This is a genomic window from Citromicrobium bathyomarinum (assembly GCA_001306305.2).
Taxonomy (GTDB): Bacteria; Pseudomonadota; Alphaproteobacteria; order Sphingomonadales; family Sphingomonadaceae; genus Alteriqipengyuania; species Alteriqipengyuania bathyomarina.
Window position 1 is genome coordinate 2,184,646 of the sequence record CP155577.1, and the last position, 24,637, is coordinate 2,209,282.

At 66.4% G+C, this 24,637-nt stretch carries 21 protein-coding genes; 14 read left to right on the top strand and 7 right to left on the bottom strand.

The window, feature by feature from the left end:
- Positions 1 to 152: 152 nt before the first annotated feature.
- The 3 genes from VO57_010950 to tpiA all read right to left on the bottom strand — a co-directional run bounded on the left by VO57_010950 (position 153) and on the right by tpiA (position 3,130).
- The gene (locus tag VO57_010950) at positions 153 to 1,787 is read right to left on the bottom strand and encodes a CTP synthase (GenBank protein XBL68648.1); all 1,635 of its coding nucleotides are present in this window, start codon (positions 1,785 to 1,787) and stop codon (positions 153 to 155) included.
- A gap of 87 nt (positions 1,788 to 1,874) precedes the next feature.
- Entirely contained in the window at positions 1,875 to 2,273 is a 399-nt protein-coding gene (gene secG, locus VO57_010955; protein XBL68649.1) for a preprotein translocase subunit SecG, read from the bottom strand.
- Positions 2,274 to 2,359: 86 nt separating this feature from the next.
- Positions 2,360 to 3,130 (bottom strand): triose-phosphate isomerase, encoded by a 771-nt coding sequence (gene tpiA / locus VO57_010960; GenBank protein XBL68650.1) that lies wholly within the window; start codon positions 3,128 to 3,130, stop codon positions 2,360 to 2,362.
- A 225-nt stretch (positions 3,131 to 3,355) separates the two neighbouring features.
- On the opposite strand from tpiA, the gene VO57_010965 reads away from it, so the two are divergent.
- The 11 genes from VO57_010965 (at position 3,356) to lexA (ending at position 14,180) form a co-directional block, all read left to right on the top strand.
- Positions 3,356 to 5,296: a SurA N-terminal domain-containing protein gene (locus VO57_010965; protein ID XBL68651.1), complete on the top strand. Its 1,941-nt coding sequence runs from the start codon at positions 3,356 to 3,358 to the stop codon at positions 5,294 to 5,296.
- A gap of 10 nt (positions 5,297 to 5,306) precedes the next feature.
- Entirely contained in the window at positions 5,307 to 6,818 is a 1,512-nt protein-coding gene (locus VO57_010970) for a chorismate-binding protein (GenBank protein XBL68652.1), read from the top strand.
- Positions 6,818 to 7,690 (top strand): phosphodiester glycosidase family protein, encoded by an 873-nt coding sequence (locus VO57_010975; GenBank protein XBL68653.1) that lies wholly within the window; start codon positions 6,818 to 6,820, stop codon positions 7,688 to 7,690. Before VO57_010970 ends, VO57_010975 begins: the two co-directional genes overlap by 1 nt.
- The gene (gene pip, locus VO57_010980; GenBank protein XBL68654.1) at positions 7,690 to 8,646 is read left to right on the top strand and encodes a prolyl aminopeptidase; all 957 of its coding nucleotides are present in this window, start codon (positions 7,690 to 7,692) and stop codon (positions 8,644 to 8,646) included. Before VO57_010975 ends, pip begins: the two co-directional genes overlap by 1 nt.
- Positions 8,639 to 9,175 (top strand): YcxB family protein, encoded by a 537-nt coding sequence (locus VO57_010985; protein XBL68655.1) that lies wholly within the window; start codon positions 8,639 to 8,641, stop codon positions 9,173 to 9,175. The genes pip and VO57_010985 overlap by 8 nt, the downstream gene beginning before the upstream one ends.
- 13 nt (positions 9,176 to 9,188) lie before the next feature.
- Complete coding sequence (locus VO57_010990) at positions 9,189 to 9,794, top strand: aminodeoxychorismate/anthranilate synthase component II (protein ID XBL68656.1); 606 nt, start codon at positions 9,189 to 9,191, stop codon at positions 9,792 to 9,794.
- Positions 9,791 to 10,783: an anthranilate phosphoribosyltransferase gene (gene trpD / locus VO57_010995; protein ID XBL68657.1), complete on the top strand. Its 993-nt coding sequence runs from the start codon at positions 9,791 to 9,793 to the stop codon at positions 10,781 to 10,783. The genes VO57_010990 and trpD overlap by 4 nt, the downstream gene beginning before the upstream one ends.
- 4 nt (positions 10,784 to 10,787) lie before the next feature.
- On the top strand, positions 10,788 to 11,576 hold the full coding sequence (trpC, locus tag VO57_011000) for an indole-3-glycerol phosphate synthase TrpC (protein ID XBL68658.1): 789 nt from the start codon (positions 10,788 to 10,790) through the stop codon (positions 11,574 to 11,576).
- Positions 11,577 to 11,736: 160 nt separating this feature from the next.
- A complete protein-coding gene (gene moaC, locus VO57_011005; protein ID XBL68659.1) occupies positions 11,737 to 12,231 on the top strand; it encodes a cyclic pyranopterin monophosphate synthase MoaC in 495 nt (164 codons plus the stop codon).
- Positions 12,228 to 13,415: a molybdopterin molybdotransferase MoeA gene (locus VO57_011010; GenBank protein ID XBL68660.1), complete on the top strand. Its 1,188-nt coding sequence runs from the start codon at positions 12,228 to 12,230 to the stop codon at positions 13,413 to 13,415. The genes moaC and VO57_011010 overlap by 4 nt, the downstream gene beginning before the upstream one ends.
- 78 nt (positions 13,416 to 13,493) lie before the next feature.
- Complete coding sequence (lexA, locus tag VO57_011015) at positions 13,494 to 14,180, top strand: transcriptional repressor LexA (protein ID XBL68661.1); 687 nt, start codon at positions 13,494 to 13,496, stop codon at positions 14,178 to 14,180.
- Here lexA and VO57_011020 read toward each other — a convergent pair.
- Entirely contained in the window at positions 14,174 to 16,435 is a 2,262-nt protein-coding gene (locus VO57_011020; GenBank protein XBL68662.1) for a ComEC/Rec2 family competence protein, read from the bottom strand. The genes lexA and VO57_011020 overlap by 7 nt on opposite strands.
- 29 nt (positions 16,436 to 16,464) lie before the next feature.
- Here VO57_011020 and gltX point away from each other — a divergent pair, with 29 nt between their 5' ends.
- Complete coding sequence (gene gltX / locus VO57_011025) at positions 16,465 to 17,910, top strand: glutamate--tRNA ligase (GenBank protein XBL68663.1); 1,446 nt, start codon at positions 16,465 to 16,467, stop codon at positions 17,908 to 17,910.
- 10 nt (positions 17,911 to 17,920) lie between these two features.
- Positions 17,921 to 19,207: a citrate synthase gene (locus tag VO57_011030; GenBank protein XBL68664.1), complete on the top strand. Its 1,287-nt coding sequence runs from the start codon at positions 17,921 to 17,923 to the stop codon at positions 19,205 to 19,207.
- A gap of 45 nt (positions 19,208 to 19,252) precedes the next feature.
- Here the strand turns inward: VO57_011030 and VO57_011035 are convergent, their stop codons facing one another.
- From VO57_011035 to VO57_011045, 3 genes are all read right to left on the bottom strand, one after another.
- On the bottom strand, positions 19,253 to 20,650 hold the full coding sequence (locus VO57_011035; protein ID XBL68665.1) for a HAMP domain-containing sensor histidine kinase: 1,398 nt from the start codon (positions 20,648 to 20,650) through the stop codon (positions 19,253 to 19,255).
- Entirely contained in the window at positions 20,640 to 21,617 is a 978-nt protein-coding gene (locus VO57_011040) for a hypothetical protein (protein ID XBL68666.1), read from the bottom strand. Before VO57_011040 ends, VO57_011035 begins: the two co-directional genes overlap by 11 nt.
- A gap of 177 nt (positions 21,618 to 21,794) precedes the next feature.
- Positions 21,795 to 22,106, bottom strand: coding sequence for an Hpt domain-containing protein (locus VO57_011045; GenBank protein ID XBL68667.1), 312 nt, complete (start codon positions 22,104 to 22,106; stop codon positions 21,795 to 21,797).
- Between the two features lie 71 nt (positions 22,107 to 22,177).
- Here VO57_011045 and VO57_011050 point away from each other — a divergent pair, with 71 nt between their 5' ends.
- The gene (locus tag VO57_011050; protein XBL68668.1) at positions 22,178 to 24,631 is read left to right on the top strand and encodes an ATPase; all 2,454 of its coding nucleotides are present in this window, start codon (positions 22,178 to 22,180) and stop codon (positions 24,629 to 24,631) included.
- The last annotated feature ends 6 nt before the right edge of the window (positions 24,632 to 24,637 follow it).

Consider the following 24,637-nt stretch of genomic DNA (forward strand, 5'->3'; position numbering starts at 1 on the left):
ACCCGGGACAAGCTGGATAGATGGGCCCCCCCATAAAATCCTTACGTTGCCCCCACAACGCGTTGGAATCCTATGACGGATAAATTCTGAAAGATAAAGACTGTTCGATGTTAACTTTAACTTGGAGCGATCCAAGTTGAGTTACAGCAGTGCTAAACCAGACGCGACTGACGCAGCGCAGCCGCTACAAAACCGGCAAACAGCGGGTGCGGCGCGAACGGGCGCGACTTCAATTCCGGGTGCGACTGGACACCCACGAACCACGGATGGTCGGGCCGCTCGACAATTTCCGGCAACAGGCCGTCGGGCGACATGCCGGAGAAAATCAGGCCGTCCTTCTCCAACTGCTCACGATAGGCGTTGTTCACCTCGTAGCGGTGGCGGTGACGCTCCGAAACGACGGTCGCGCCGCCGTATATCTCGCTGATGCGGCTGCCAGGTTGCAGTTCGGCATCATAGGCGCCCAGGCGCATGGTACCGCCCAGATCGCCGTCGGCAGCGCGGGTTTCCAGCCCTTCCTTGGTCATCCATTCGGTGATGAGGCCAACCACCGGCTGGTCCGTGTCACCGAATTCTGTGGAGGATGCGCCTTCGACGCCCGCAGCGCGCGCGCTCTCGATGCAGGCCATCTGCATGCCCAGACAGATGCCGAAGAACGGCACCTTGCGTTCGCGCGCAAAGCGCACGCTGGCGATCTTGCCCTCGCTGCCCCGTTCGCCGAAACCGCCGGGCACCAGGATACCGTGCAGCGGCTCCAGCTGGGCGGCGATGTCGGACGGGTCACGCTCGAACACTTCGGCGTCGATCCATTTGAGCTTCACGCGGACCTTGTTCGCCATCCCGCCGTGGACGAGCGCTTCGTTGAGGCTCTTGTACGCATCCTTCAGTCCGACATACTTGCCGACCACGCCGATGGTGACTTCGCCTTCGGGGTGGAAATAGCGATCCGTGACCTCGCGCCACGGGTCCAGATCGGGCTCGGGCGCGTCGGTGATGCCGAAACCGCGCAGAACCTCGGCGTCGAGGCCTTCCTCATGGTATTGCAGCGGCACGGCGTAGATCGATTTCGCATCGAGCGCGGGGATGACTGCCTGCTGGCGCACGTTGCAGAAATTGGCGATCTTGCGCCGTTCGCTGTCCGGGATCGGATGCTCCGCGCGGCACAGCAGCACGTCGGGCTTTATCCCGAGGCTGGCCAGTTCGCGGACCGAGTGCTGCGTCGGCTTGGTCTTCAGCTCTCCGGCCGCGGCAATGTAGGGCACCAGTGTGACATGGACGCTGAGCGTCTGCATCGGCTCCAGCTCGTTCCGCAGCTGGCGAATCGCTTCCATGAAAGGCAGCGATTCGATGTCGCCGACGGTGCCGCCGATTTCGCACAGGATGAAATCGTGGTCGCCCTGATCGGCCAGCGCGAACTGCTTGATCGCATCGGTGACGTGCGGAACGACCTGCACCGTCGCGCCCAGATAGTCGCCGCGGCGCTCCCTGGCGATGATGTCCTGATAGACGCGGCCAGAGGTTATATTGTCGCCCTGGTGCGCCGAAACGCCGGTGAAGCGTTCGTAGTGACCAAGATCGAGGTCGGTCTCCGCGCCGTCGTCGGTCACGTAGACCTCGCCGTGCTGGTAGGGGCTCATGGTCCCCGGATCGACATTCAAATAGGGGTCGAACTTGCGGATGCGGACCTTGTAGCCACGCGCCTGCAGCAACGCGCCGAGCGATGCCGCCATGAGACCTTTGCCGAGCGAGGAAACCACGCCGCCGGTGATGAAAATATACCGCGCCATGGGAGGTGGGCCTTACGGGTTAACGGCGTGCGAAGGCAAGCCGTTGCAACGCGCCGGCCCGTCTCCATCACCGCCTTTTGAGAAAATTTATTCGGTTGCGCCTGCGAGCGGGTCGGCCGCTTCGCCCTGATCGGCCGCGTCACCCTGCTGTGCAGGTGCTGCAGCAGGTGCCGCTGCACCGCCCTGCGCCAGCGGATCGGCCGGCGCAGCGGGGGTGACATTGCGGTCGAGCGTCGATTCGATCGAATCGGTGCCGGTCATGTTCACCGCGAGCGAAGCGAGGATGATCGACAGGACGACGAAGACGACCGCCAGCCAGCGGGTCGCGCGGGTCAGGAAATCCGCCGCGCCGCGTGCGCTCATCATGCCGCCAGGCGACCCACCGCCGCCGATCCCGAGGCCGCCGCCTTCGGAACGCTGCATCAGGATCACGCCGACCAGCGCGGCTGCGATGATCGCCTGGAGAACGGTGAGGAAAAGAAACATGATGATGGCTGCTTTCGGCTGATATCTTGGTGCCAGATGGGATCTTGGCGCGCGTTAGGCAAGCAATGCCTGCGCCCCGCCCCGGCTCAATCGCGGTTGGTGATAACTTCCTGCACCGCGAGCACGATGTTCATGAAGCTTTCGGCAGACAGGCTCGCCCCGCCGACCAGCGCGCCGCCAACCTCGTCCCCGGCGATGATCTCCGCCGCATTCTCGGCATTGACCGAACCGCCGTAAAGGATGCGGACCGCTGCGCCCTCTTCCTCGCCATAGGTCTTGACCAGGAAGGCGCGGATCGCGCTATGCATCTCGACGATTTCGTCGATGCTCGCCGCGCGGCCGCTGCCGATCGCCCAGATCGGTTCGTAGGCAATGGTCAGCCGCTCGCCGGGCTCCTCGATCGTCGCGGGAAGCGACGCCTTGAGCTGGCGGAGGACGAAATCGACCGCCTTGCCCGATTCGCGCTTCTCCATCGGTTCACCGCAGCACAGGATCAGCTTGAGCCCGGCGGCAAGCGCGGCGGTGCCCTTCTCGCAGATCAGCGAATCTTTCTCGCCATGACCCTGGCGCCGCTCGCTGTGGCCCAGAATCACGAAGCCCGCGCCCGCATCGGCGACCATCGCGGCGGAAATATCGCCGGTATGCGCGCCGCCATCTGCGGGGTGACAATCCTGCGCGCCGACCCCGATCTGCTCGGCCTCGCGGCGGACGGGGTGGATCAGGGTGTAGGGCGGCGCGAGCGCGATCTCGACCTGCATCAGCCGCTGCGCCGCGCGGTCGATCGCGCGCGCTTCGGACAGCATCGCACGCGTGCCGTGCATCTTCCAATTGCCAACGATGAAAGGGCGGATCGCCATTCCGATAGGTTTCCTGCTATTTTTCTAAGAAATTACGTCGCGCAACGGGTTTCTCCCGTCACGCAGACGCGGCTCGGTAGCGAAGGACAGCCCGAAGGTCAAAACCATGCTCGCCTTGCGGCACGCTCTTCGCCGAATTAAGGCTTGCGCGCGATGCGTCAGCGCAACACAGCGCCGGTGCTTACCAGCAATCTGCCAGCTTCCACCCGTAAGGCCCCCGCACCCATGATCAATTTCTTCCGGTCCTTCTTCCAGTCCAAGATCGGCCTCGGTCTGACGATCGGCTTCCTGGTCCTGATCGCGATCGCCTTTGCCGCCGGCGATGTCGGCAATTCGGGCTCTTTCGGTGGCCTTTCGGGGACCAACAGCGTGGCCGTGGTGGGCGATGAAGACGTGACCACCGCCGAACTGCGCCAGTCGGCGGACAATGCCTTCCGCCAGGTGCAGCAGGATGAACCGACGCTCTCGATGGCCGAGTTCGTCGAAGACGGCGGCCTGATGCAGGTGCTCGACACGCTGCTGGACCGGGTCGCAGTCTCCGAATTCGGCAAGATGCTGGGCGTGCGCGCGGGCGAGAACCTGATCAACAGCGAGATCCGCATGATCTCCGCGTTCCGCGGCCCCGACGGGAGCTTTAGCACCGAGGCCTACCGCGCCGCGCTGCAACAGCAGGGACTGACCGACCAGATCGTGCGTGACGACCTGTCCGACGGGCTGATTGCCCAGCAGGTGCTGGTGCCCGCGGTGTTCGGCGCGAAATTCCCCGACAGCATCGTCGCGCGTTACGCGACCCAGCTGCGCGAGAAGCGCGAGGGCTCCATTGCGCTGGTGCCCGCCGAACTCTTCGCGCCCAAGGACGACCCCACCGACAAGCAGCTGCAGACTTTTTATAACGCAAACCGCACAGACTTCATGCGGCCCGAGCGGCGGCAGGTACGTTATGCTCTGTTTGGCGCCGATCAGCTGGCCGACTCGGTCGAGCCGACCGCTGCGGAGATTAAGAAGCGCTACGACGACAATGCCGATCTTTACCGCGCGAGCGAGGACCGCACCTTCACCCAACTGATCGTGCCCACCAGGCAGGCGGCAGAAAGCTTCCGCGAGCGCGTGGCCGATGGTGCATCGCTAACCCAGATCGCCGAAGAGGCAGGTCTCGAAACGCAGCAGATCGGCCCGATCAAGCGCGAGGATTACGCCCAGCAGGCCAATGCTGCGGTCGCCGAGGCGGTGTTCTCCGCCGATCGGGGCGAAATTGCGCCGATCGCACGCAGCCCGCTGGGCTATCACGTGGTGCGGATCGACGATGTGAAAACGATCCCCGCCCGTACCCTCGCGCAGGCCCGCGACGAGATCGCCGATGCGCTGCGTGCGGACAAGCAGCGCCGTGCGCTGACCGAGCTGGCCAGCGATATTGATGCCCGCGTGACCAGCGGCGAATCCTTCGCCGACATCGCCGAGGCACTCGACCTCGACATCCAGACCACCCGGCCCCTGCTCGCCGATGGCCAGGTCTATGGTGGCCAGCAGGGCGAGACGGCACCCGAAGTGGTCCAGCCACTGATCCAGACCGTGTTCCAGATGCGCGAAGGGCAGCCGCAAATCGCCGAGGTCGAGACGGGCGAGACTTTCGCGCTCTACGAAGCGTCTGAAATCTCACCCGCCGCAGTCCCGCCGCTGAAGGAAATTCGCGATGCAGTGACGGCACGCTGGACCATGGCCGAAGGTGCCAAGGCTGCGAAGGCGGCTTCCGACCGGATCCTCAAGCGGGTGAAGGATGGGAAATCGCTCGCCGAGGCGATCCGCGCCGAAGAGACGCGCCTGCCCCCGCCCCAGCCGCTCAGCCTGACGCGTGAGCAGATGATGCAGATGCAGCGTCCCAACCCGCCGATCTCGCTGATGTTCGCAATGTCCGCGGGCACTGCCAAGCGCCTCGAAGCGCCGCGCAATGCCGGGTTCTTCCTCGTCCAGCTGGACGAGATTACCGCAGGCAAGGTCGCCAAGGACGATCCGCTGATGGGTGAGGCGCGGCGCGGCTATGGGCAGCTGCTGAGCCGCGAATATGGCGATCAGCTGCGCAATGCGATCCGCACCGAAGTTGGGATCGAGCGCAATGCGGACGCGATCGAAACCGTGCGCCGCCAGCTCACCGGCCAGTCCGCCAACTAGTCGGCGCGAGATGCTGCGTAACCGAGATGCCGCACACGACCGGCTGACGCAGGGCCTGCCCGCGCTCGTCTGGCAGCGGCGCATCGCCGATACGCTGACGCCGGTCGGCGCGGCGTGCGCGCTGATGGAGGACGGGCGCGGAGACTTCCTGCTCGAATCGGTCGAGGGGGGAGAGATTCGCGGGCGTTACTCCATGCTCGGGCTCGATCCCGATCTGGTGCTGCGCGCCGATGGCGAGAGCGCCGAGGTCAATCGCGACTGGCGGCGCAATCGCGATGCCTTCGCCCCGGTCCAAGGCGACGGGCTGGCCGCGCTTCGCAGCCTGCTGGGCGAGATCGCGATGCCCACGCCGGAGGATCTGCCCCCCGCCCTCGCCCTGCTGGTCGGCTATTTCGGCTACGAAACCTTCGCGCTGGTCGAGAAGCTGCCGCGCGCCAGCGACGATCCGCTGGGCCTACCGGACATGGTGTTCACCCGCCCCGGGCTGGTGCTGGTGTTCGATGCGCTGACCGACGAGGTTTTCGTGATCGCGCCGGTGTGGCCTTCGGATGCCGAGCCCGATCATGTGCTGGACGCCGCGGAAGAACGGATCGAGGAGGCGCTGCGGCGCCTGTCGCAGCCTGTTCCGCACGGCGATGCCGTGCCGGACACGCTCGATCCGGCGACGATGGACCTGCGCCCGACCGTCGCGGGGGATGATTACGCCGCGCGGGTCGCTCGCGCGCAGGACTACATCGTTGCAGGCGACATTTTCCAAGTGGTGCTCGCCCAGCGCTTCACCACCCCCTTCCCCCATTCCGCGATGGCGCTGTATCGCGCGCTGCGGCGGGTGAACCCCTCGCCGTTCCTCTATCTGCTCGACCTGCCCGAGGTCGGAATGGTCGGCTCCAGTCCGGAAATTCTCGTGCGGCTGAGAGACGGGCAGATCACCATCCGCCCGATCGCGGGCACCCGTCCGCGCGGCAAGACGCCCGAGGCGGACCGCGCGGCGGAGCGCGAACTGCTCGCCGATCCCAAGGAACGCGCCGAGCATCTGATGCTGCTCGATCTCGGGCGCAACGACACTGGTCGTGTTTCCACACCGGGTAGTGTCGAAGTGACGGACAGCTTCATGGTCGAGCGCTATAGTCACGTGATGCATATCGTCAGCAATGTTCAGGGCCGGCTCGACGCAGGCAAGGATGCGCTCGACGCGCTGTTCGCAGGGTTCCCCGCGGGCACCGTCAGCGGCGCGCCCAAGCTGCGCGCGTGCGAGATCATCGCCGAGCTGGAGAGCGAGAAGCGCGGGCCCTACGCGGGCGGCGTCGGCTATTTCGCGCCCGACGGCAGCTTCGATTCGTGCATCGTGCTGCGCACCGGGCTGGTGAAGGACGGCACGCTGCACGTCACCGCAGGCGCGGGTATCGTTGCGGACAGCGATCCGGCCTCCGAACAGCGCGAGTGCGAGGCGAAGGCGGGCGCACTGCTCGCCGCCGCGCGCGAAGCGGTGCGGGTGGCTGGCGAAGCGGGGTTCGGCCAGTGATGCGCCGCAGCCTCCCCCTCATCGCCCTCTCGCTCCTGGCGCTCACCGCCTGTGACCAGCCTGCGGCGGGCGATCCCGTGATCCGCACCGATATCAGCGGCGAAAAAGGCGTCGAGATTGCGCGCGCCGAGCAGGCCGAGGCGAAGCCTTCGGCCAGCCCGACGCCCACGCCGACACCCAGCGAGACCACCGCGCCAGAGGATTCGGCGTGCCAGCCGGTCCGCTTCGAGGATGTCGTCTTTACCGAATGCGTCGCCGATCCGGCAAAGCATCGCGTGGCAATGGTCCTCGGCAATCCGCCTTATCGCAGCCTCGCCAAATATTCGGTATCGCGGCCCAAGGATGCGCCGCGCGTCGCCTTCGCGATGAATGCGGGGATGTATGACGGCGAAGGCAAGCCGATCGGCTATTACGTCCAGAACAAGGATCGGCTGCAGGAACTCAACCGCAACGACGGCTCGGGCAATTTCCACCTGAAGCCCAACGGCGTGTTCTACGGCACCGGCGGCACCTGGCGCATCCGCACCGCGGACGATTTCTACCACACGGTGGGCGACCGCCCCGATTTCGGCACGCAGAGCGGCCCGATGCTGCTGATCGAGGGCAAGGTCCATCCCGAGATTTCGGCGGACGGCCCCTCCAAGCGCATCCGCAACGGCGTCGGCGTAGACAAGGACGGCAAGGCGCATTTCGTGATTTCGAGCCGCCCGGTGAGCTTCGGCCAGTTTGCGCGTTTCTTCCGCGACGTAGCGAAGACGCCCAACGCGCTCTATCTCGACGGGACGGTATCGAGCCTGTGGGACCCTGCGCGCGGGCGGATGGATACCCGCGCCGATCTGGGCCCGCTGGTGGTCGTCGAATTCAAGGAATGATGATGGAATACGAACGCACGCTCTATCCCGAGATCGAACCTTACGAGACCGGCATGCTCGATGTTGGCGAAGGTCACTCGCTCTATTACGAGCGGGTCGGCACGCCCGGCGCGAAGCCCGCGGTGTTCCTCCACGGTGGCCCCGGCGGCGGGATGAGCCCCGATCATCGTCGCCAGTGGAACCCGGAGAAGTACGACGTCCTCCTGTTCGACCAGCGCGGCTGCGGCAAGTCGCTGCCCTTTGCCGAGATCGAGAACAACGACACGTGGCGGATCGTCGAGGATATCGAGCGTCTACGCCAGATGTGCGGGCACGAGAAATGGCAGGTATTCGGCGGCAGCTGGGGCGCGACGCTCTCGCTCGCCTACGCGCAGGCCTATCCCGAACGCACCAGCGAGATCGTGCTGCGCGGCGTGTTCCTCGGCCGCCAGAAGGAAAAGGACTGGCTCTACTCCTACGGCGCGAGCGAGATCATGGCCGAACAGTGGGACAAGTTCACCGGCCTGATCCCCGAGGACGAGCGCGACAATCTGGTCAAAGCTTACCACGCGCGCCTGACCAGCGACGATGAGCAAACCCGCCTCGCCGCCGCGAAGGAATGGTCGCTGTGGGAAGGTAATGTCGCGACGCTGCTGCCCAACGAGGAACTGCTCGGAAGCTTCGCCGATCCTTCCAAGGCCGTGCCCTTCGCCCGAATCTGTGCGCGCTTCTTCCTCGAGAATTTCTTCCTCGAAGAAGGCCAGCTGCTGCGCGATGTCGGCAAGATCAAGGGCATTCCCGGCATCATCGTCCAAGGCCGCCACGACATCTGCACCCCGCCCGTCTCCGCGTGGGAGCTCAAGAAGGCGTGGCCCGAAGCCGAGCTGTGGATCGTCCACGACGCAGGCCATTCGGCGGGTGAACCCGGCATTATCGATGGGCTGGTGAGGGCTACGGACAAGTTGGCCGATGCGTGAATACCGGTTCACGCAACCGTATGACCTCGACCGGACTGTAGACGCCTATGAAATTCACACGCATGTCAGCCGCTCGCAGTCCGAACGCAGAAATATCTTCTTAATTCTGGCGGTGACCTTTTTGGCCCTCACCTGGGCGCTGTTCGGGATGCGCAGCGATGCCGGACTGGCCGCTTACTGGCCTTGGATACCTTTGTCGCTCGGCCTTTCGGCACTGATCGCATGGTTTCCGCGACGCTGGAATAGGGTTGGCTTGAAGGGCCAGCTCGCTACGCGGATGAAACAGCTTGGGATCGAAGAGGGGCAGACAACCTACGTTTTTAACGACGCGCAAATGCGGATCGAGGACGATTATGTCGGCGGAAAATTCGCTTGGAACGATCTCTATGCATGGCACGATAGCGCGGAGTACTTGCTGATCTATCGCGCGCCCCAATTCTTCTACTCCATCGTTAAGGCGGACGTTGAGACGGAAACCTTGTCGGCTCTCGTTCAACGCTTGAAATCGTCCCCCGCCAAACAGCTTTAGGCCGAAGATTCCCATGATCCTCGTCATCGACAATTACGACAGCTTCACCTTCAACCTGGTCCACTACCTGCAGGAACTGGGCGCCGAGGTGCGCGTGGAGCGCAACGACGCGCTGACCGCGCGCGAGGCGGTGGCGAGCGGGGCGAAGGGCATCCTGCTCTCGCCCGGCCCGCGCACGCCGAACGAGGCGGGGATTACGCTCGATACCGTCGCCGCCTGCGCCGATGCCGGGCTGCCGCTGCTGGGCGTGTGCCTTGGCCATCAGGCGATCGGGCAGCATTTCGGCGGGCGCGTGGTTCAGGGTGGGCTGATGCACGGCAAGACCAGCGCGGTGACGCATGACGGCAGCGGCGTGTTCGCGGGCCTCCCCCGCCCCTTCGATGCCACCCGCTATCACTCGCTGGTGGTGGAGGACATTCCCGAGGCATTGCACGTCAACGCGACCAGCGAGACGCCCGGGCTCGACGGCACCAGCGTGATGGGTTTCCGCCACGCCGAGCTGCCGATCCACGGTGTGCAGTTCCACCCGGAAAGCATCGCGACGCAGCACGGTCACGATCTGCTCGCCAACTTCCTGCGCGTTTGCGGCATCGAAGCGCGCGAGAGGCAGGCGGCATGAAATCGCTCCCGCTCGCCGTCCCGCACATGAACGAGGCCGAGGCCGAGGAGGTCTTCGGCTGGATACTCGACGGGGAAGCCAGCGATCAGGAGATCGCCCGCTTCCTGCTCGCGATGACCGAACGCAGCGAAACCGCCGACGAGATCGCGGGCGCGGCGCGCGCACTCAGGGCGCGCTACATCCCGGTCGACGGACCCGACAACGCGATCGATGTGTGCGGCACCGGGGGCGATGGACACCATACGCTCAACGTCTCGACCGCCGTTGGACTCGTGGTCGCAGCCTGCGGCGTGCCCGTAGCGCGGCATGGCAACCGCGCAATCTCCTCGCTCTCGGGCGTGGCGGACACGCTGGAGGTGCTGGGCCTCGACATGGAAGCCGCCGGGCGCACGGCGGAAAAGACGCTGAACGAGATCGGCATCTGCTTCCTCTTCGCACCCAACCACCACCCCGCGATGCGTCGGATTCAGCCGATCCGCAAGGAACTGGGCCGCCGCACGATCTTCAACCTGATGGGGCCGCTGTCCAACCCGGTTGGCGTCAAACGCCAGCTGATCGGCATCGCGCGCCCCGGCTATGTCTCGATCTATGGCGAGGCGGCCGCACGCCTCGGCACCGAGCGGACGCTGATCGTCTCGGGCGACGAGGGGCTCGACGAGCTGAGCCTCGCTGCGGGCAATGAGATGGCAGACGTCACCGGCCACGAATTCGCCATGCGCCGCGTCGATGCCAGCATGGCGGGCCTCGAACACGCGCCGGTCGAAGCGATCCGGGGCGGCGATCCCCAGCACAACGCCAAGGCGCTCGATGCACTGCTGTGTGGAACGCCGGGGCCGTACCGCGACGCGGTGCTGTTCAACTCCGCCGCCGCGCTGATCGCAGCGGGCGAGACCGAGGACTGGAAGGAAGGCGCCGCGCGCGCCGCAGAGGCGATCGATAGCGGCGGGGCGCAGCGGTTGCTCGAGCGCTGGATTGCGATGGCGAAGTAGCGGTATGAACAAACTCGAAGAAATCTGCGCCACCAAGCACGACGAAGTGCGCGAGCGGCAGTCCGCCACGCAAGTCAGCGAACTGATCGCCCGGATCGCCGCGCAGGCCCTGCCGCGCGGGTTCGAGGCTGCGCTGCGCCAGACCCACGCGGAGGGCCGCCGTGCGCTGATCGCAGAAATCAAGAAAGCTTCGCCCTCCAAGGGGCTGATTCGCGAGGATTTTCAGCCCGCAGAACACGCGAAAGCCTATGCCGCCGCCGGTGCAAGCTGCCTCTCCGTCCTCACCGACGCGCCCTATTTCCAGGGCCACTCCGACTACCTCGTCGCCGCGCGCGAAGCCTGCGCCCTCCCCGCGCTGCGCAAGGATTTCATGGTCGATCCGTGGCAATGCGGCGAAGCGCGCGCGATGGGCGCAGATGCGATCCTGATCATCGTCGCCGCGCTCACCGACCAGCAGGCGGCCGAGATCGAAGCTGCGGCGGACGAACTGGGCATGGACGTTCTGGTCGAGGTCCACGACGCCGCCGAGATGGAGCGCGCGCACAAACTGAAATCGCGCCTGATCGGGGTCAACAACCGCGACCTGCGCAGCTTCACGACCGACATCGCCACCACCGAAGCGCTGATCCCGCTCGCCCCCGAAGGCGCTTTCCTGATTTCCGAGAGTGGCATCGGCAGTGCCGCCGACTGTGCGCGGCTGGAGGCGGCGGGCGCGCACGGCTTCCTGGTCGGCGAAAGCCTGATGCGGCAAGCGGATGTCGAGGCGGCGACGCGCGATCTGCTGACACGCTGAGTCTGTCCTACTCGCGTCTTGCGTGGCATGATCGGCGCATGGCCCGCATCCTGCCCTTGCTGCATGCTCTCCCATCGCCGTCCGACGTGATGCGGGCGGGCGGCTTTTTTGCCTTTAGACAGTGTGTCAGGTGTGTCAGCCGTTCTGCAGGAGCGACGAGATGAGCGGCCTTGCGCATCTGGACGAGCACGGCTCCGCCCGCATGGTCGACGTGGGCAGCAAGGCGGAAACCGCCCGTTCCGCCACCGCCACCGGCAGGATCGCGATGAACGCGGCAGCGCTGGCCGCGATCCGCGATGGCACCGTGCCCAAGGGCGATGTGCTCGCCGCCGCGCGCATTGCCGGGATCATGGCCGCCAAGCAGACCGCCGGCCTCATCCCGCTGTGCCATCCGCTGGCACTCGACAGCGTGAGCGTAGACTGCGCGGTCGAGGATGATGCCGTGCGCGTCACCGCCACCGCCTCGCTTACCGGCAAGACCGGGGTCGAGATGGAGGCGATGGTCGCGTGCAACATCGCGCTGCTGACGATCTACGACATGGCCAAGGCGCTGGATAAGGGCATGGTGATCGAACAGGTTCGGCTGCTGGCCAAGACCGGCGGCAAGTCTGGCGACTGGCACGCGGATGAGACCCTTGGAGGAACGGCGGCATGAGCGCACCGCTGGAACTGGAGGAGGCGCAGGCGCGATTGCTCGACCTGCTCTCACCAACCCCTGCCAGCCCCTGCCCGGTGGACGAAAGCGCCGGCCTGTTCCTGGCAGAGCCCGTCATCGCGCGCCGCACGCAGCCGCCAACGGACCTCTCCGCGATGGATGGCTATGCCACCGCTGGCCACGGCCCATGGCTGCTCAAGGGGGAGAGCCGCGCGGGCGCGCCCTTCGACATGGTGCTGGGCAAGGGAGACGCGATCCGCATCTCGACCGGCGCGCAGATGCCGCTCGGCGCGGATGCGGTGCTGGTGCAGGAGGATGCGCAGGTCGAGGGCACGCGCCTCACCGCGACCGAGCCGCCCACCGCCCGCTTCATCCGCCGCGCCGGGCTCGACTTCAAGGCATCCGACACGCTTCTGGCTGCGGGCACGCGCATGGGCGCGGCGCAGATCGCGCTGACGCGGGCGGGCGGTTTGGCCGAGGTCGTGACGCATGATGCCCCCCGCGTGGCGGTGATCGAGTGCGGCGACGAACTCGCCCAAGATCCAACCGCCTGCGAGCCGCACCAGACGCCCGCGGTCAACGGTGCGATGCTGGCCGCGATGGCGCGCGAGGCCGGGGCGCAGGTTCGCCAGATCGGGCCGGTCGCAGACGACGCGCAGGAGATCACCCGCGCGATCCTTGCAGCAAGCGAGGATGCCGCGCTGGTCGTCATCAGCGGCGGCGCCTCGGTGGGTCCGCACGATCTGGTCAAGCCCGCGCTGGAAGCGGCGGGTTTCACGCTCGACTTCTGGCGGATCGCGATCAAGCCGGGCAAGCCGCTGCTGGTCGCGACGCGCGGCGATACGGTGGTGCTGGGGCTGCCGGGCAATCCTGTGTCGAGCTACGTCACCGGGTTCCTCTTCATGGTCCCTGCACTTCTGCGCATGGCCGGTGCGAAAGACTGCCTGCCCCGCGCAATACCCATGCCGCTCGCCTGCGATCTGCCCCCCGGCGGCAGCAGGCGCGAGTTTCTGCGCGCGCGGTGGACGCAGGACGGGCTGGTCGCGGCTGAGCTTCAGGACAGCTCCGCGCTGACGCCGCTCGCACAGGCGCAAGTACTGATCGACCGGCCCGCGCGTGCCGAAGCATCCGAAGCGGGGGCGTTTGTTCCGGCGTTCCTGTTGGAAACCCGCACATATGCTTGACTTGTTCCGGATGGTTGCCTAGTTGTTCCGCATTCGTTCGCATGAGCCCGCGAACAAGTAATGCGGAGAAGAAGTCCGATGTTGACGGCGAAACAGCATGAATTGCTCCGGTTCATCCATGAACGTCTGGAAGAAACCGGCATCTCGCCCTCTTTCGAAGAGATGAAGGAGGCGCTCGACCTCAAGAGCAAGTCGGGTGTGCATCGGCTGATCTCCGCGCTCGAAGAACGCGGCTTCATCCGCCGCCTGCCCAACCGCGCGCGCGCGCTCGAAGTGCTGAAGATGCCCGAGAGTGCGGTCGCCGGATCGGCGCCCAAGGCGGCGAACGATCTGGGCGCGCGGACAACCAGCGTGCCTGCGCGGATGCCCGAGGCGGCGAACGACGTGATCGACATTCCGCTGCACGGCCGGATCGCCGCCGGCGCCCCGATCGAGGCGCTGGAAGATCACCAGAGCCTGCCGGTGCCCGCCGCGCTGCTCGGCCCGGGCGAGCATTTCGCGCTGGAAGTCTCCGGCGACTCGATGATCGAGGCAGGCATCTTCGATGGCGACTACGCGCTGATCCGCCGCGCCGACACCGCGCGCGATGGCGACATCGTGGTCGCGCTGGTCGAGAACGAGGAAGCGACTCTCAAGTACCTGTGGCGTGAAGGCGGCCGGGTCCGGCTCGATCCCGCCAATCCCAGCTACGAACCGCAGGTCTACGACGCGCGTGCCGTGCAGGTTCAGGGCAAGCTGGCGGGGCTGCTGCGCCGCTATCACTGATCGGGACGAGTGCGGCGCTCCGCCTCGCGCGGAACGCCGCCCGCCCCATGCCACCAGCCATGCGCGCCCTGCCCCTGCGCGACTGTTTCGACCTCGCGTGAAGAGAGCCGGATCGCCAGCCCGCCGGTTTTCTCAAGCATCCGCCGGTCGGCCTTGAGCCAGCGCGGACGGCAACTGTAGGGCAACCAGCGGTCGGCGACCACGATGTCCACCCGCGCGCAGGCCGCGGCCAGATCGCGCTCGGTCACATACTCGCGCCCGCGCGCCAGCAGCAGGCGATAACGCCGCCCCTCGCGCTCGATGGTCGCGACGCAGAACTCCGCGCTGCACCGCGCACCAGGCCATTGGGACAGCGGTAGCGGCGGCTCGTCGAGCGCGCCCAGCTCGGCCAGTGTGTCGCTGGCGTAGGAGGACTGGCTGTCACGCAGGCTCATCAGCCGCCCGCCCTCGATGATCGCGACATCGCGGCCATCTCGCGAGACCAGCACATCGGGCCGCGAAGTGGAGAGCATCAGGATGGTCGCGATCAGCACCGGCACGAAGCCCCAGAACCGCCCTCGCCCGCTCCACAGCGCGATCCACAGGCCTCCGGCGACGAACAGGCCGAACGCGAGACCGCCCATATGCGGTGCCAGCTTGACTGCGCCGGGCTGGCTCGCGGTGAGATGCGCAATGCCCAGCAGCAGGTCGAGCGAGGCCCCCGCGAGCCACCACACCGGAGCACCCGCGCCCACAAGGTCAGCCAGCAGCGCCAGCGCGATCAGCGGCATCGACACGAAAGTCACCAGCGGAATGCCGACCATGTTGGCCAGCGCGCCGTACATCCCCGTTCGGTGGAAATGGAATAGCACGATCGGCATCAGCGCGATCTCGATCACGAAGCCCGTCACCAGCAGCATTGCCCCTCCGCGCAGGGGGCGCATGAACCACGCCTCCTCCCGCGGGGCGAGAAAGGCGCGCACTGGCGCGCTGTTGTGCAACGCCACGATCGCGAGCACCGCGGCGAAGCTCATCTGGAAGCTGGGGCCCACGACGCTCTCCGGCCACAGCAGCAGTACAAAGCCCGCTGCCACGGCGAGCAGGCGGAACGTCAGCGGCTCACGACCTAGCGCCAGTGCGACCAGCACCAGCACCGCCGCCGCACAACTGCGCACCGTGGGAACCTCCGCTCCGGTCAGCAGGGTGTATCCGATCCCCGCAAGCGCGCCGAGAGCCGCGGCGACCACTGGCAGCCGGACGCGCAATGCCAGCCAAGGCCACAGGGCCAGCAGCTTGAGCGCGAGGAAATACGCCGCCGCGACCACCGCGCTCACATGCAACCCGCTGATCGAGAGCAGGTGGGTAAGCCCCGCATCGCGCATCGCCACCTCGTCCGCCTCAGCAATCGCACCCCGGTCGCCGCTGGCGAAGGCGGCCGCGATCGAACCTGCCGACCCGCCGAGCTGGCTGCGGACGTGTGCGGAGAGGTTGCGCTGGACCGATGCGATTCCGCCCAAGCCCGGCGGTGGTGGTGCGATCACGTCGACCGGGCCGACCACCGATCCGGTTGCCGCCAGCCCCTGGAACCACGCGGCGCGCGCGAAGTCGTATCCACCCGGCACCAGCGGAGGCGCGGGCGGCATCAGCCGCGCGGTCAGACCGATCACCGCGCCGCGCTGCATCGCCGGGCTCTCCTGCTCCAGCGGCACGTTGACCCGCAGCTTGATCGCCTCGCCCTGCTCATCGCGCGCAGCCAGCACCAGACGCACACGCTCTCGCGCGGGCTGCTCCTCCCGCTCGAGGATGCGCGCGTGCATGGTCAGCATCTGCGGATGCTCGATCGCCGGCTCGCCCACGCTGGTCGAGCGGGCCCAGATCAGCCCGATACCGAACGCCACCGCCAGACCAAGCGCCAGCAGCGCGAGCGCCAGGTCGGGAACGCGGTCCATGCGCAGCAGCAGCACACCGGCGACAGCGACGCCAAGTGCCACCCCGATTGCGGCCATCCACGCCATTGGCCCGGGCAGCACGAACCACGCCGCGATCCCTGCGATGACGCCGACGATCACCCATGGCCCGCGCTCCAGCGCTGCGTCGCCGAGGCTGCGATCGAGCCCCTGCGCGACCCTCGCGAGCGGGCTGGACATCATCGCGACCACCTGCCAAAGCCTGCGCTGCGCTGCACCATAGGCCGCACCTGCTCCGCCATCGGATCGAAGGTCGCTGCCGCTCGTTGCGTCGTCAGACGGAACGGTGGACGAAGGCTGCGTCGTCATGAACCGAAATGGAAAGGAACCGCGCCAGGATGGCAAGCGAAACCGGTACGATCATTACACGCTTCGCCCCATCTCCGACCGGCTACCTGCATCTCGGCGGCGCGCGCACCGCGTTGTTCAACTGGCTCTACGCCCGCCACCACGGCGGCAAGGCGTTGCTGCGGATCGAAGATACCGACGCGAAGCGCTCCACGCAGGACGCGATCGACAAGATCATCGAAGGGCTCGACTGGCTCGGCCTTTCCTTTGACGAGGAGTCGGTGTTCCAGTCGCAGCGGGCCCAGCGCCACGCCGAAGTCGCCAATACCCTTCTCGCCAACGGCCACGCCTACAAATGCTACGCCACGCCCGAAGAGCTCGAGGCGATGCGCGCGGAGCAGCGCGCCAACAAGCAGCCGATGCGCTATGACGGCCGCTGGCGCGACCGCGAGCCTGGCCCCGAACAGGAAGGCCAGCCCTTCACGGTCCGCCTCAAGGTGGCCAAGGACGGCGAGACCGCGATCGAAGATCAGGTTCAGGGCCGCGTGACGGTCAGAAACGAAGAGATCGACGACTACATCCTGCTGCGCGCAGATGGCACGCCGACCTACATGCTGGCGGTGGTGGTGGACGACCACGACATGGGCGTCACCCATGTGATCCGCGGCGACGATCACCTCAACAACGCCTTCCGCCAACTGCCCATCTACCGCGCGATGAACGCGATCGAAGGCGGGTGGGACGATCCGGTCTATGCCCATGTCCCGCTGATCCACGGCAGCGACGGGGCCAAGCTGTCCAAGCGCCACGGCGCGGTCGGCGTGGAAGCCTATCGCGACGAACTGGGCATCCTGCCCGAAGCGCTGTTCAACTACCTTTTGCGGCTTGGCTGGGGCCATGGCGACCGCGAGGAAATCACCCAGGCCGAAGCGATCGAACTGTTCGATCTGGACGGCGTGGGCCGCAGCCCGGCGCGCTTCGACATCAAGAAGCTGCAGAACCTCAACGGCCACTACATCCGCGAGGCCGACGATGCGCGGCTGGCGCAGATCGTCGCGGGCGAACTGGCGGGCAGCGTCGATGGAGAGATCGACCAGGATCTGCTGACCCGCGCCATGCCCGTGCTCAAGACCCGCGCGAAAGACACCCACGAGCTGGCCGAGAATGCGCGCTTCCTGTTCGCCAAGCGTCCCCTCACCATGACCGAGAAGGCCGCCGGCCTGCTCGACGATGAGGCACGGGCGCGGCTGGCGCAGGTGTCTGCCGAGCTCTCCGGGCAAAGCGACTGGACAATCGAGGCACTGGAAGCCACTACCAAATCGCTTGCGGAGCGGCTGGAAGTGGGCCTCGGAAAGCTCGCCCAACCTCTTCGTGCCGCCCTTACCGGGACCACGACGAGCCCTGGAATTTTCGATGTTCTCGCCCTCCTCGGCAAGGAGGAGTCGCTTGCGCGGATAGACGCACAGGCTGCTTCGGCGAACCCCACTCAAGACTAAGGAGACCCACATGTCGGATACTACCGCCAAGCTGGAGATTGCCGGCGACACTCAGGAATTTCCCGTTCTGCAAGGCACGTGCGGGCCCGAGGTCGTGGACATCCGCAAGTTCTACGGATCGACCAACCGCTTCACCTACGATCCCGGTTTCAAGTCGACCGCGAGCTGTGAAAGCGCCCTGACCTTCATCGATGGCGAAGAAGGCGTGCTGCTGCACCGCGGCTATCCGATCGGGCAGCTGGCCGAGAATTCCAGCTTCATGGAAGTGTCCTACCTCCTGCTGAACGGCGAGCTGCCGTCCGCCAACGAGCTGGACGAGTTCAGCTACACCATCACCCGCCACACCATGCTGCACGAGCAGCTGATGACCTTCTACCGCGGTTTCCGCCGCGACGCGCACCCGATGGCGATCATGTGCGGCGTGGTCGGCGCGCTGTCGGCCTTCTATCACGACAGCACCGACATCGCGGACCCGGAACATCGCAAGATTTCCAGCCACCGCCTGATCGCCAAGATGCCGACCATCGCGGCGATGGCGTACAAGTATTCGATCGGCCAGCCCTTCCTGCAGCCGGACAATTCGCTCAGCTACACGGGCAATTTCCTGCGCATGACCTTCGGCGTGCCGGCAGAGCCTTACGAGGTGATCCCCGAGGTCGAAAAGGCGATGGACCGGATCTTCATCCTCCACGCCGACCACGAACAGAACGCGTCGACCAGCACCGTGCGTCTGGCCGGTTCGTCTGGTGCGAACCCGTTCGCGTGCATCTCCGCCGGGATCGCGTGCCTGTGGGGCCCCGCGCATGGCGGTGCCAACGAAGCCGCGCTCAACATGCTGCGTGAAATCGGCCGTCCGGAAAACATCCCGCACTACATCGAGCGTGCGAAGGACAAGGACGATCCGTTCCGCCTGATGGGCTTCGGCCACCGCGTGTACAAGAACTACGACCCGCGCGCGACCGTGATGCAGAAGACCGTGCGCGAAGTGTTCGAAGCGCTCAAGGTCGACGATCCCGTGTTCGAAACCGCCTTGCGGCTGGAAGAAATGGCGCTGAACGACGACTACTTCATCGAGAAGAAGCTGTTCCCCAACGTCGATTTCTACTCGGGCATCATCCTCTCGGCGATCGGCTTCCCGACCACCATGTTCACCGCGCTGTTCGCGCTGGCCCGCACGGTCGGCTGGGTCGCGCAGTGGAACGAGATGATCTCCGATCCCGCGCAGGTCATCGGCCGTCCGCGCCAGCTCTACACCGGCCCGACGCAGCGCGACTACGTGCCCGTCGAACAGCGCTGAGGCGTATCCTGAATGAAAAGGCCGCGCGATCTGCGCGGCCTTTTTTTATTCGCTACGTCTGGGCACCGACAGGGTGAAGGTGGCCCCCTCGCCTGGAGTGCTCGCAATGGTGAGGTCGCCGCCCATCGCCTGTGCCAGGCGCTTGGAGATGTAGAGACCCAGCCCCGAGCCGCCGCCGCCACTGCGGCCGAGCCGTTCGAACTTGTCGAACACTATTCGCTGCGCCTGCTCGTCCAGCCCCGGCCCCTGATCGATCACCGATACGCGCGCGCGCTTTTCGTCGGCGCCCAACTTCACCGTGATGGTCGAGCCTTCGGGCGAATAGCGGATCGCATTGCCGATCAGATTGAGCAGAACCTGCAACACACGGCGGAACTCCGCAGTGGCAGGCTGGCTCGCGTCGGCAGGCGGCGCGCTGATGCTGATCCGCTTCTCCTGCGCGCGAACCGCCAGAATGCCCGCAGCGCGGCGTGCGACATCGGCCAGATCGATGGGATCGGGCGCGGCGCGGAAACCGTCCGCCTCCACCACTTCGAGATCGGTCAGGTCGTCGACCAGCGACAGCAGATGCTGCCCCGCGTTGACGATATCGCGCGCATACTCGCTGTATTCGTCGCCCAGCGGCCCGGCGAGGCGCGCGCGGATCGTCTCCGCATTGGCGACGATGCGGGCGATCGGCTGACGCAGGATCGGGGTGAGATCGCGCCCGATCGACGCACCATCCTCGGTCCGGCGGTCGCGCCGCTGCGCACGCGTGACCCACGCGCGATTGGCGATCAGATAAAGCTCGAAACCCTGTGATCCCGGGGTAGGCTCACCGACCGGGATCAGTCGTGCGGTCCATTGGCGCGGGCTGCCATCGATTGAGACGCGAGACTGATCGAGCAGCCGCCAGTGCAGCGGCTGGGCGTGCTGGCTGCCAGCGATATTGACGAAATCGGTCCACGGCTGGCCGAGGTTTTCGCTCATCCGGCGAAGCAGCGGTTGCAGGTCTTCGGCGTCGGTATGGACGGTCAGGACCTTTTGCGCGGGGTCGAGCCGCGCGTGGAGTTCCGCCAGCGCATCGTCGATCGCATCGCGCCGCGCGGCAGCCTCGTCATCACGCTCCACCGGCGGCGGGCTCGCCTGCCAGGTGACGATGCCGATCGAGCAGCCCGATTCCGACTCATCGTCTCCCTCGACAGGTACGATCTCCATCCACGACTTGATCCGGTCGGTCCCGTCGAAGGCATGAATCGTGCGCCCGAGCCGCAGGTTCGTGCGGCGCGCCTTGCGCACCTGTTCGCGCAGCTCCGGAATCGCGATCGTGCCGGGGATCTCGCCCCCCGCCCGCCGCTGGAGCGAGGCGAGCGGCTCGTCCGCCGCAATCAGGCGGTCCTTCGCATCGGTGCGCGCACGCGCGATATAGCTGGTTGTACTCTCGTCCATGGGCTTACTCGACATGCCCGAAGGGCGAGGAGGATAGCAGCGCGCGCGCATCATAGGTCGTCAACTGATCGACCGCGGCGGGCAGCGTTGCGTCGGGATGCAGGCAGCGCAATTGCGCCCGCGCTTCTGCCGGGCTGAGGCCCGCAGCGCGCAAAGACAGCGCAAAGCGGACAAGCTGGCGATCATTGGTCGAGACGACTGCGATATCGCGCTCCTGCCCTGCCCTGTGCCCCAGCGCGGTCAGGAACATCGCCGCGCCCGCATGGGTCAGCGACAGCGCGACGTCACTGCGTGCACCAAGCCCCTGGAAAGTGCGGTCGAGCAACGAAAGCCGCGCCTCGTTCTCGCTGCGCATCTGGCGGATGCGGCTTTCCACCGTGCTCGCCAGATCATCGCTCACATCCTCGCGCTGGCGGCGCCAGACGCCGATCAGGTGGGCGAACTGATCCTCCGGCAATTCGGCCAGCGGCATCTCCATGCGCTTCTGCTGCTCGATAAAGCGCGCCTGCGCGGCCAGCGTGGCCATTGCCGCGTCCGGCAGATCGCCATCGCCCGACGCGATCAGCGATTGCAGTAGTGGCGAGAGCACGGGATCGATCCCGTTGCGCCCGCGCAGCCGGTCGGCCAGCTGCCATTCGATCGACAGCGCATGGCAATGGCTCAGAAACGCGGCGTGCGTGGCAAGGTCTTCGGCCAGCGCGTCGGCGCGGTTTTCGGCATAGGCGAATACGTCGTTCGCGCCGATCTCCTCCGCCTCGACCCGCAGCAGGCGGTAGGCGGCGCTGCGCATCATGCCGCGCACACGCGCGATGATCGAGTCGCTGAACAGCGACCGGTCGTGAGTGCTCAGGAAGTGGGTCAGGACCGGCGTGAGGGTGGAAAGCGCCATGTCGCCGCGCGCCAGCTCGGCACGCAGGCCCGCGTCGACCGTGTGGTCGTCCAGAATAGAATCCGGCACGCTGTTCATCGAGCTATCGGTCACGCTGCCTGCTTAGCCGCCTATCGTTAAGGGGCGATTATCCCTGATCGTTTGCCACCATGTGCAGCGTCTAGCACAGCGGACACGCGTATGCAGGCCCCGAGCGGCTGAAATGCGCAAGATTTGGGGGGAAATGCAGCGGTTTTGCGCAATTCGTCCCGTACCCCACAGGGCGACGGATCAATCGGGCGTAACCCTATCGAATTCCGTGAGAAAACCGTCGAGGCCGCGCAGCGCCACCGGGTCTCCCGGGGCGGCGTCGATCGCGCCTTGTGCCAGCACGATCAGCTCGTCTGCGTGGAAGCTGGCCGCCAGCCCCTTGATCCGCTGCGCCGCGACCAGCCAGTTCCCGTCGCAACGCGAACGGTGCAACAGGTCGATCTGCTGGGCCAGGCTTTCGCGAAACGCGCCGCGCAGCTCGCTGAGCAGCGCAGGATCGTCACCCGCCGCAGCGGTGAGCGTGGCGGTAAAGGCAGCATTCTCGAAAGCCATGTGGATTATTCTAGCGAGCGGTGCGTTAACGTGGGGTTTAACCGGCCTGGAAACGTGGTAAGCCACTGATCATGAGTGGGGGTTCTTCGATCAGAGTAGTCGGCAAGGACACGGCGGAGCCAAAGGCGGAGGATGCCGCGCGCCCTCCCCGCGAACCGGTCACTTTTCCGGACGAGGAATGGCTGGTGGACGAAGAGGATTCGCCTGCAGAACGCATGCCCCGCATCGCCAGCCCGCTGGTCACTGCCATTGCGCTGATCGCACTGGCCGGGTGGACCGCGCTGTTCGTGATCGCGCGCGGGCCCGACAGTTTCACCCGGATGGCCCCGGGCATGTGGGCCGATGCGATCATCGCATGGTCCGTCCCCGCCCTTCTGATCGCCTTCGTATGGTTCGCCGCGAGCCAGCGCATGGGCCGCCAGAGCGCGCGCTTCCGGGCGACCGCCCGCGCTGCTGCGGTGGATATTGCGGAACTCGAAACCCGGCTGACCGCGATCAACCGCGAGCTGAGCCTGGCGCGCGAGTTCCTGACCCAGCAGACCCGCGAACTGGAATCGCACGGCCGGGTCGCCGCCTCGCGCCTGTCGCAGAATGCCGACCGGATCGAAGCGCTGGTGGCCGAAAACGGCGAAGAGGTGGAGCGGATCGCCCGCGTTTCCGAAACCGCGCTGGCCAACATGGCCCGCCTGCGCGACGACCTGCCGGTGATCGCCAATGCCTCGCGCGATGCCGCCAACGCCGTCGGCTCGGCCGGAGAGCGCGCACAGGGGGCTCTCGACGGTCTGACAACGGGCCTCACCAAACTCAACGAATTCGGCGAAGCGGGTGAGCGGCATGTCGAGCATTTCCGCACCCAGGTCGACCGCACCCTGACCACTCTGGGCGACCGGGTCGCCGAACTCGAGGCAATGGCGGATGCGCGCTTCACCGCGCTGCGCGAACGTAGCGAGAGCTTCCGCGCGGATCTGGACGGTCGCGAAGTAGAGGCGCTGGCGGCGGCTCAGGGCCGGATCGACAAGCTTCGCGAACGCCTGACCGACGCGATCGGCGAGGTTCAGTCGATCGACGAGCATGCGATGGAATCGGCACAGGCACGGCTTGCCTCGCTGCGTGACGAGGCGGTGCGGATCGACGAGTCGATGAAGGAGCGGGATCGCGAATTTGTCGAGTGGGTCGACGCCCGGCGCACCCGGCTGGAAGAGATGGAGCGGCTGGCGCTTGCCTCGCTCGAAGACCGGCTCTCGGCGATCGACACCGCGGTCGACGAACGGCGCGAAAAGCATGGCGAGATCGCCCGCGAAATTGCCGAAGCGGGCGACAGCACGGCCGAGCGGCTGGCCGAGGCGAGCGAGCGACTGGCCGAGATCGCCAGCACCACCGCATCCTCGCGCGACAATCTGCTCGAGGCCACGGACAATCTTGAGACCCGGCTCGGCAGCGGGCGCGAAGGGCTCGCCGCGCTCGGCACCACGCTGGACGAAGTGACCGAAGCCGGAGTGCGGCTGCTCGAACTGATCCAGGCAGGCGCCAAGCACAGCCGCGAAGTCCTGCCCACCGCGATGGAAGCCGCCGAGGCGCGCTTGCAGGCGCTGCGGGACAATTCCGAGAAGCTGCGCCGGACGATCGATGAAGGCGCCGAGAAGAGCGAGCGCCTGTCCGCCTACGTGATCGAGACCCGCGAGAAGGGGGAGGAGATCTTCTCCGTCGCCGACCGGATCGACGACCGGCTGGCCGAAACGCGCGAAAACATGGCCGAGGGCATCACCGCGTTGCGCACCACGCTCGCGGCGCTCGACGAAGAGACCGGCGTGGTCGCACAGGCAACCAGCGAGCGTCTCGCCGAAGCGGTCTCGCAGCTCGAAACGACTGCCGAGAAGGCGCGCACGCTGCTGGCGGAGTATGCCGAGCGCGAAGGCGAGCAGCTCGGGACCAAGATCGGCGAAGAGGCGGCGCGTGCAGTGGGCGATGCGGTCCGCACGCAGGCGGACGAGGCGCTCGCGGAGCTGCGCGAAGCGACAGGGCGCTCCGCCGATGCGGCACGCGATGCCGCACGCCAGCTGCGCGATCAGCTGGCGCTGGTGAACGAGCTGGCAGGCAATCTCGAAAACCGCGTCTCGGTCGCGCGCGAGCGGGCCGAGGAGCAGGTCGACAACGACTTCGCACGGCGCGTGGCGCTGATTACCGAAAGCCTCAATTCCAACGCGATCGACATCGCCAAGTCGCTATCCGGCGAGGTGTCCGACACCGCCTGGGCCAGCTATCTGCGCGGCGATCGCGGCGTGTTCACCCGGCGTGCGGTGCGCCTGCTCGACAATCGGCAGGCGCGCGAAATCGCCGAACTGTATGACGAGGATGCGGATTTCCGGAACAACGTGAACCGCTACATCCACGATTTCGAGGCGATGCTGCGCACGCTGCTGTCGACCCGCGACGGCAATGCGCTGGCGGTGACGCTGCTCGGTTCCGAAGTCGGCAAGCTCTATGTCGCGATGGCGCAGGCGCTGGAGCGGCTGCGGACCAGCTGAGGCTGC

What these genes read in the sequence shown, in the direction of transcription:
- VO57_011045 (XBL68667.1), bottom strand. Translation starts at nt 22,106, where the DNA reads ATGGCTTTCGAGAATGCTGCCTTTACCGCCACGCTCACCGCTGCGGCG.
- VO57_010950 (XBL68648.1), bottom strand. Translation starts at nt 1,787, where the DNA reads ATGGCGCGGTATATTTTCATCACCGGCGGCGTGGTTTCCTCGCTCGGC.
- VO57_011020 (XBL68662.1), bottom strand. Translation starts at nt 16,435, where the DNA reads ATGACGACGCAGCCTTCGTCCACCGTTCCGTCTGACGACGCAACGAGC.
- VO57_011010 (XBL68660.1), top strand. Translation starts at nt 12,228, where the DNA reads ATGAGCGCACCGCTGGAACTGGAGGAGGCGCAGGCGCGATTGCTCGAC.
- gltX (XBL68663.1), top strand. Translation starts at nt 16,465, where the DNA reads ATGGCAAGCGAAACCGGTACGATCATTACACGCTTCGCCCCATCTCCG.
- trpC (XBL68658.1), top strand. Translation starts at nt 10,788, where the DNA reads ATGAACAAACTCGAAGAAATCTGCGCCACCAAGCACGACGAAGTGCGC.
- tpiA (XBL68650.1), bottom strand. Translation starts at nt 3,130, where the DNA reads ATGGCGATCCGCCCTTTCATCGTTGGCAATTGGAAGATGCACGGCACG.
- VO57_011050 (XBL68668.1), top strand. Translation starts at nt 22,178, where the DNA reads ATGAGTGGGGGTTCTTCGATCAGAGTAGTCGGCAAGGACACGGCGGAG.
- lexA (XBL68661.1), top strand. Translation starts at nt 13,494, where the DNA reads ATGTTGACGGCGAAACAGCATGAATTGCTCCGGTTCATCCATGAACGT.
- VO57_010975 (XBL68653.1), top strand. Translation starts at nt 6,818, where the DNA reads ATGCGCCGCAGCCTCCCCCTCATCGCCCTCTCGCTCCTGGCGCTCACC.
- VO57_010990 (XBL68656.1), top strand. Translation starts at nt 9,189, where the DNA reads ATGATCCTCGTCATCGACAATTACGACAGCTTCACCTTCAACCTGGTC.
- moaC (XBL68659.1), top strand. Translation starts at nt 11,737, where the DNA reads ATGAGCGGCCTTGCGCATCTGGACGAGCACGGCTCCGCCCGCATGGTC.
- VO57_011030 (XBL68664.1), top strand. Translation starts at nt 17,921, where the DNA reads ATGTCGGATACTACCGCCAAGCTGGAGATTGCCGGCGACACTCAGGAA.
- VO57_010970 (XBL68652.1), top strand. Translation starts at nt 5,307, where the DNA reads ATGCTGCGTAACCGAGATGCCGCACACGACCGGCTGACGCAGGGCCTG.
- secG (XBL68649.1), bottom strand. Translation starts at nt 2,273, where the DNA reads ATGTTTCTTTTCCTCACCGTTCTCCAGGCGATCATCGCAGCCGCGCTG.
- VO57_010965 (XBL68651.1), top strand. Translation starts at nt 3,356, where the DNA reads ATGATCAATTTCTTCCGGTCCTTCTTCCAGTCCAAGATCGGCCTCGGT.
- pip (XBL68654.1), top strand. Translation starts at nt 7,690, where the DNA reads ATGATGGAATACGAACGCACGCTCTATCCCGAGATCGAACCTTACGAG.
- trpD (XBL68657.1), top strand. Translation starts at nt 9,791, where the DNA reads ATGAAATCGCTCCCGCTCGCCGTCCCGCACATGAACGAGGCCGAGGCC.
- VO57_011035 (XBL68665.1), bottom strand. Translation starts at nt 20,650, where the DNA reads ATGTCGAGTAAGCCCATGGACGAGAGTACAACCAGCTATATCGCGCGT.
- VO57_010985 (XBL68655.1), top strand. Translation starts at nt 8,639, where the DNA reads ATGCGTGAATACCGGTTCACGCAACCGTATGACCTCGACCGGACTGTA.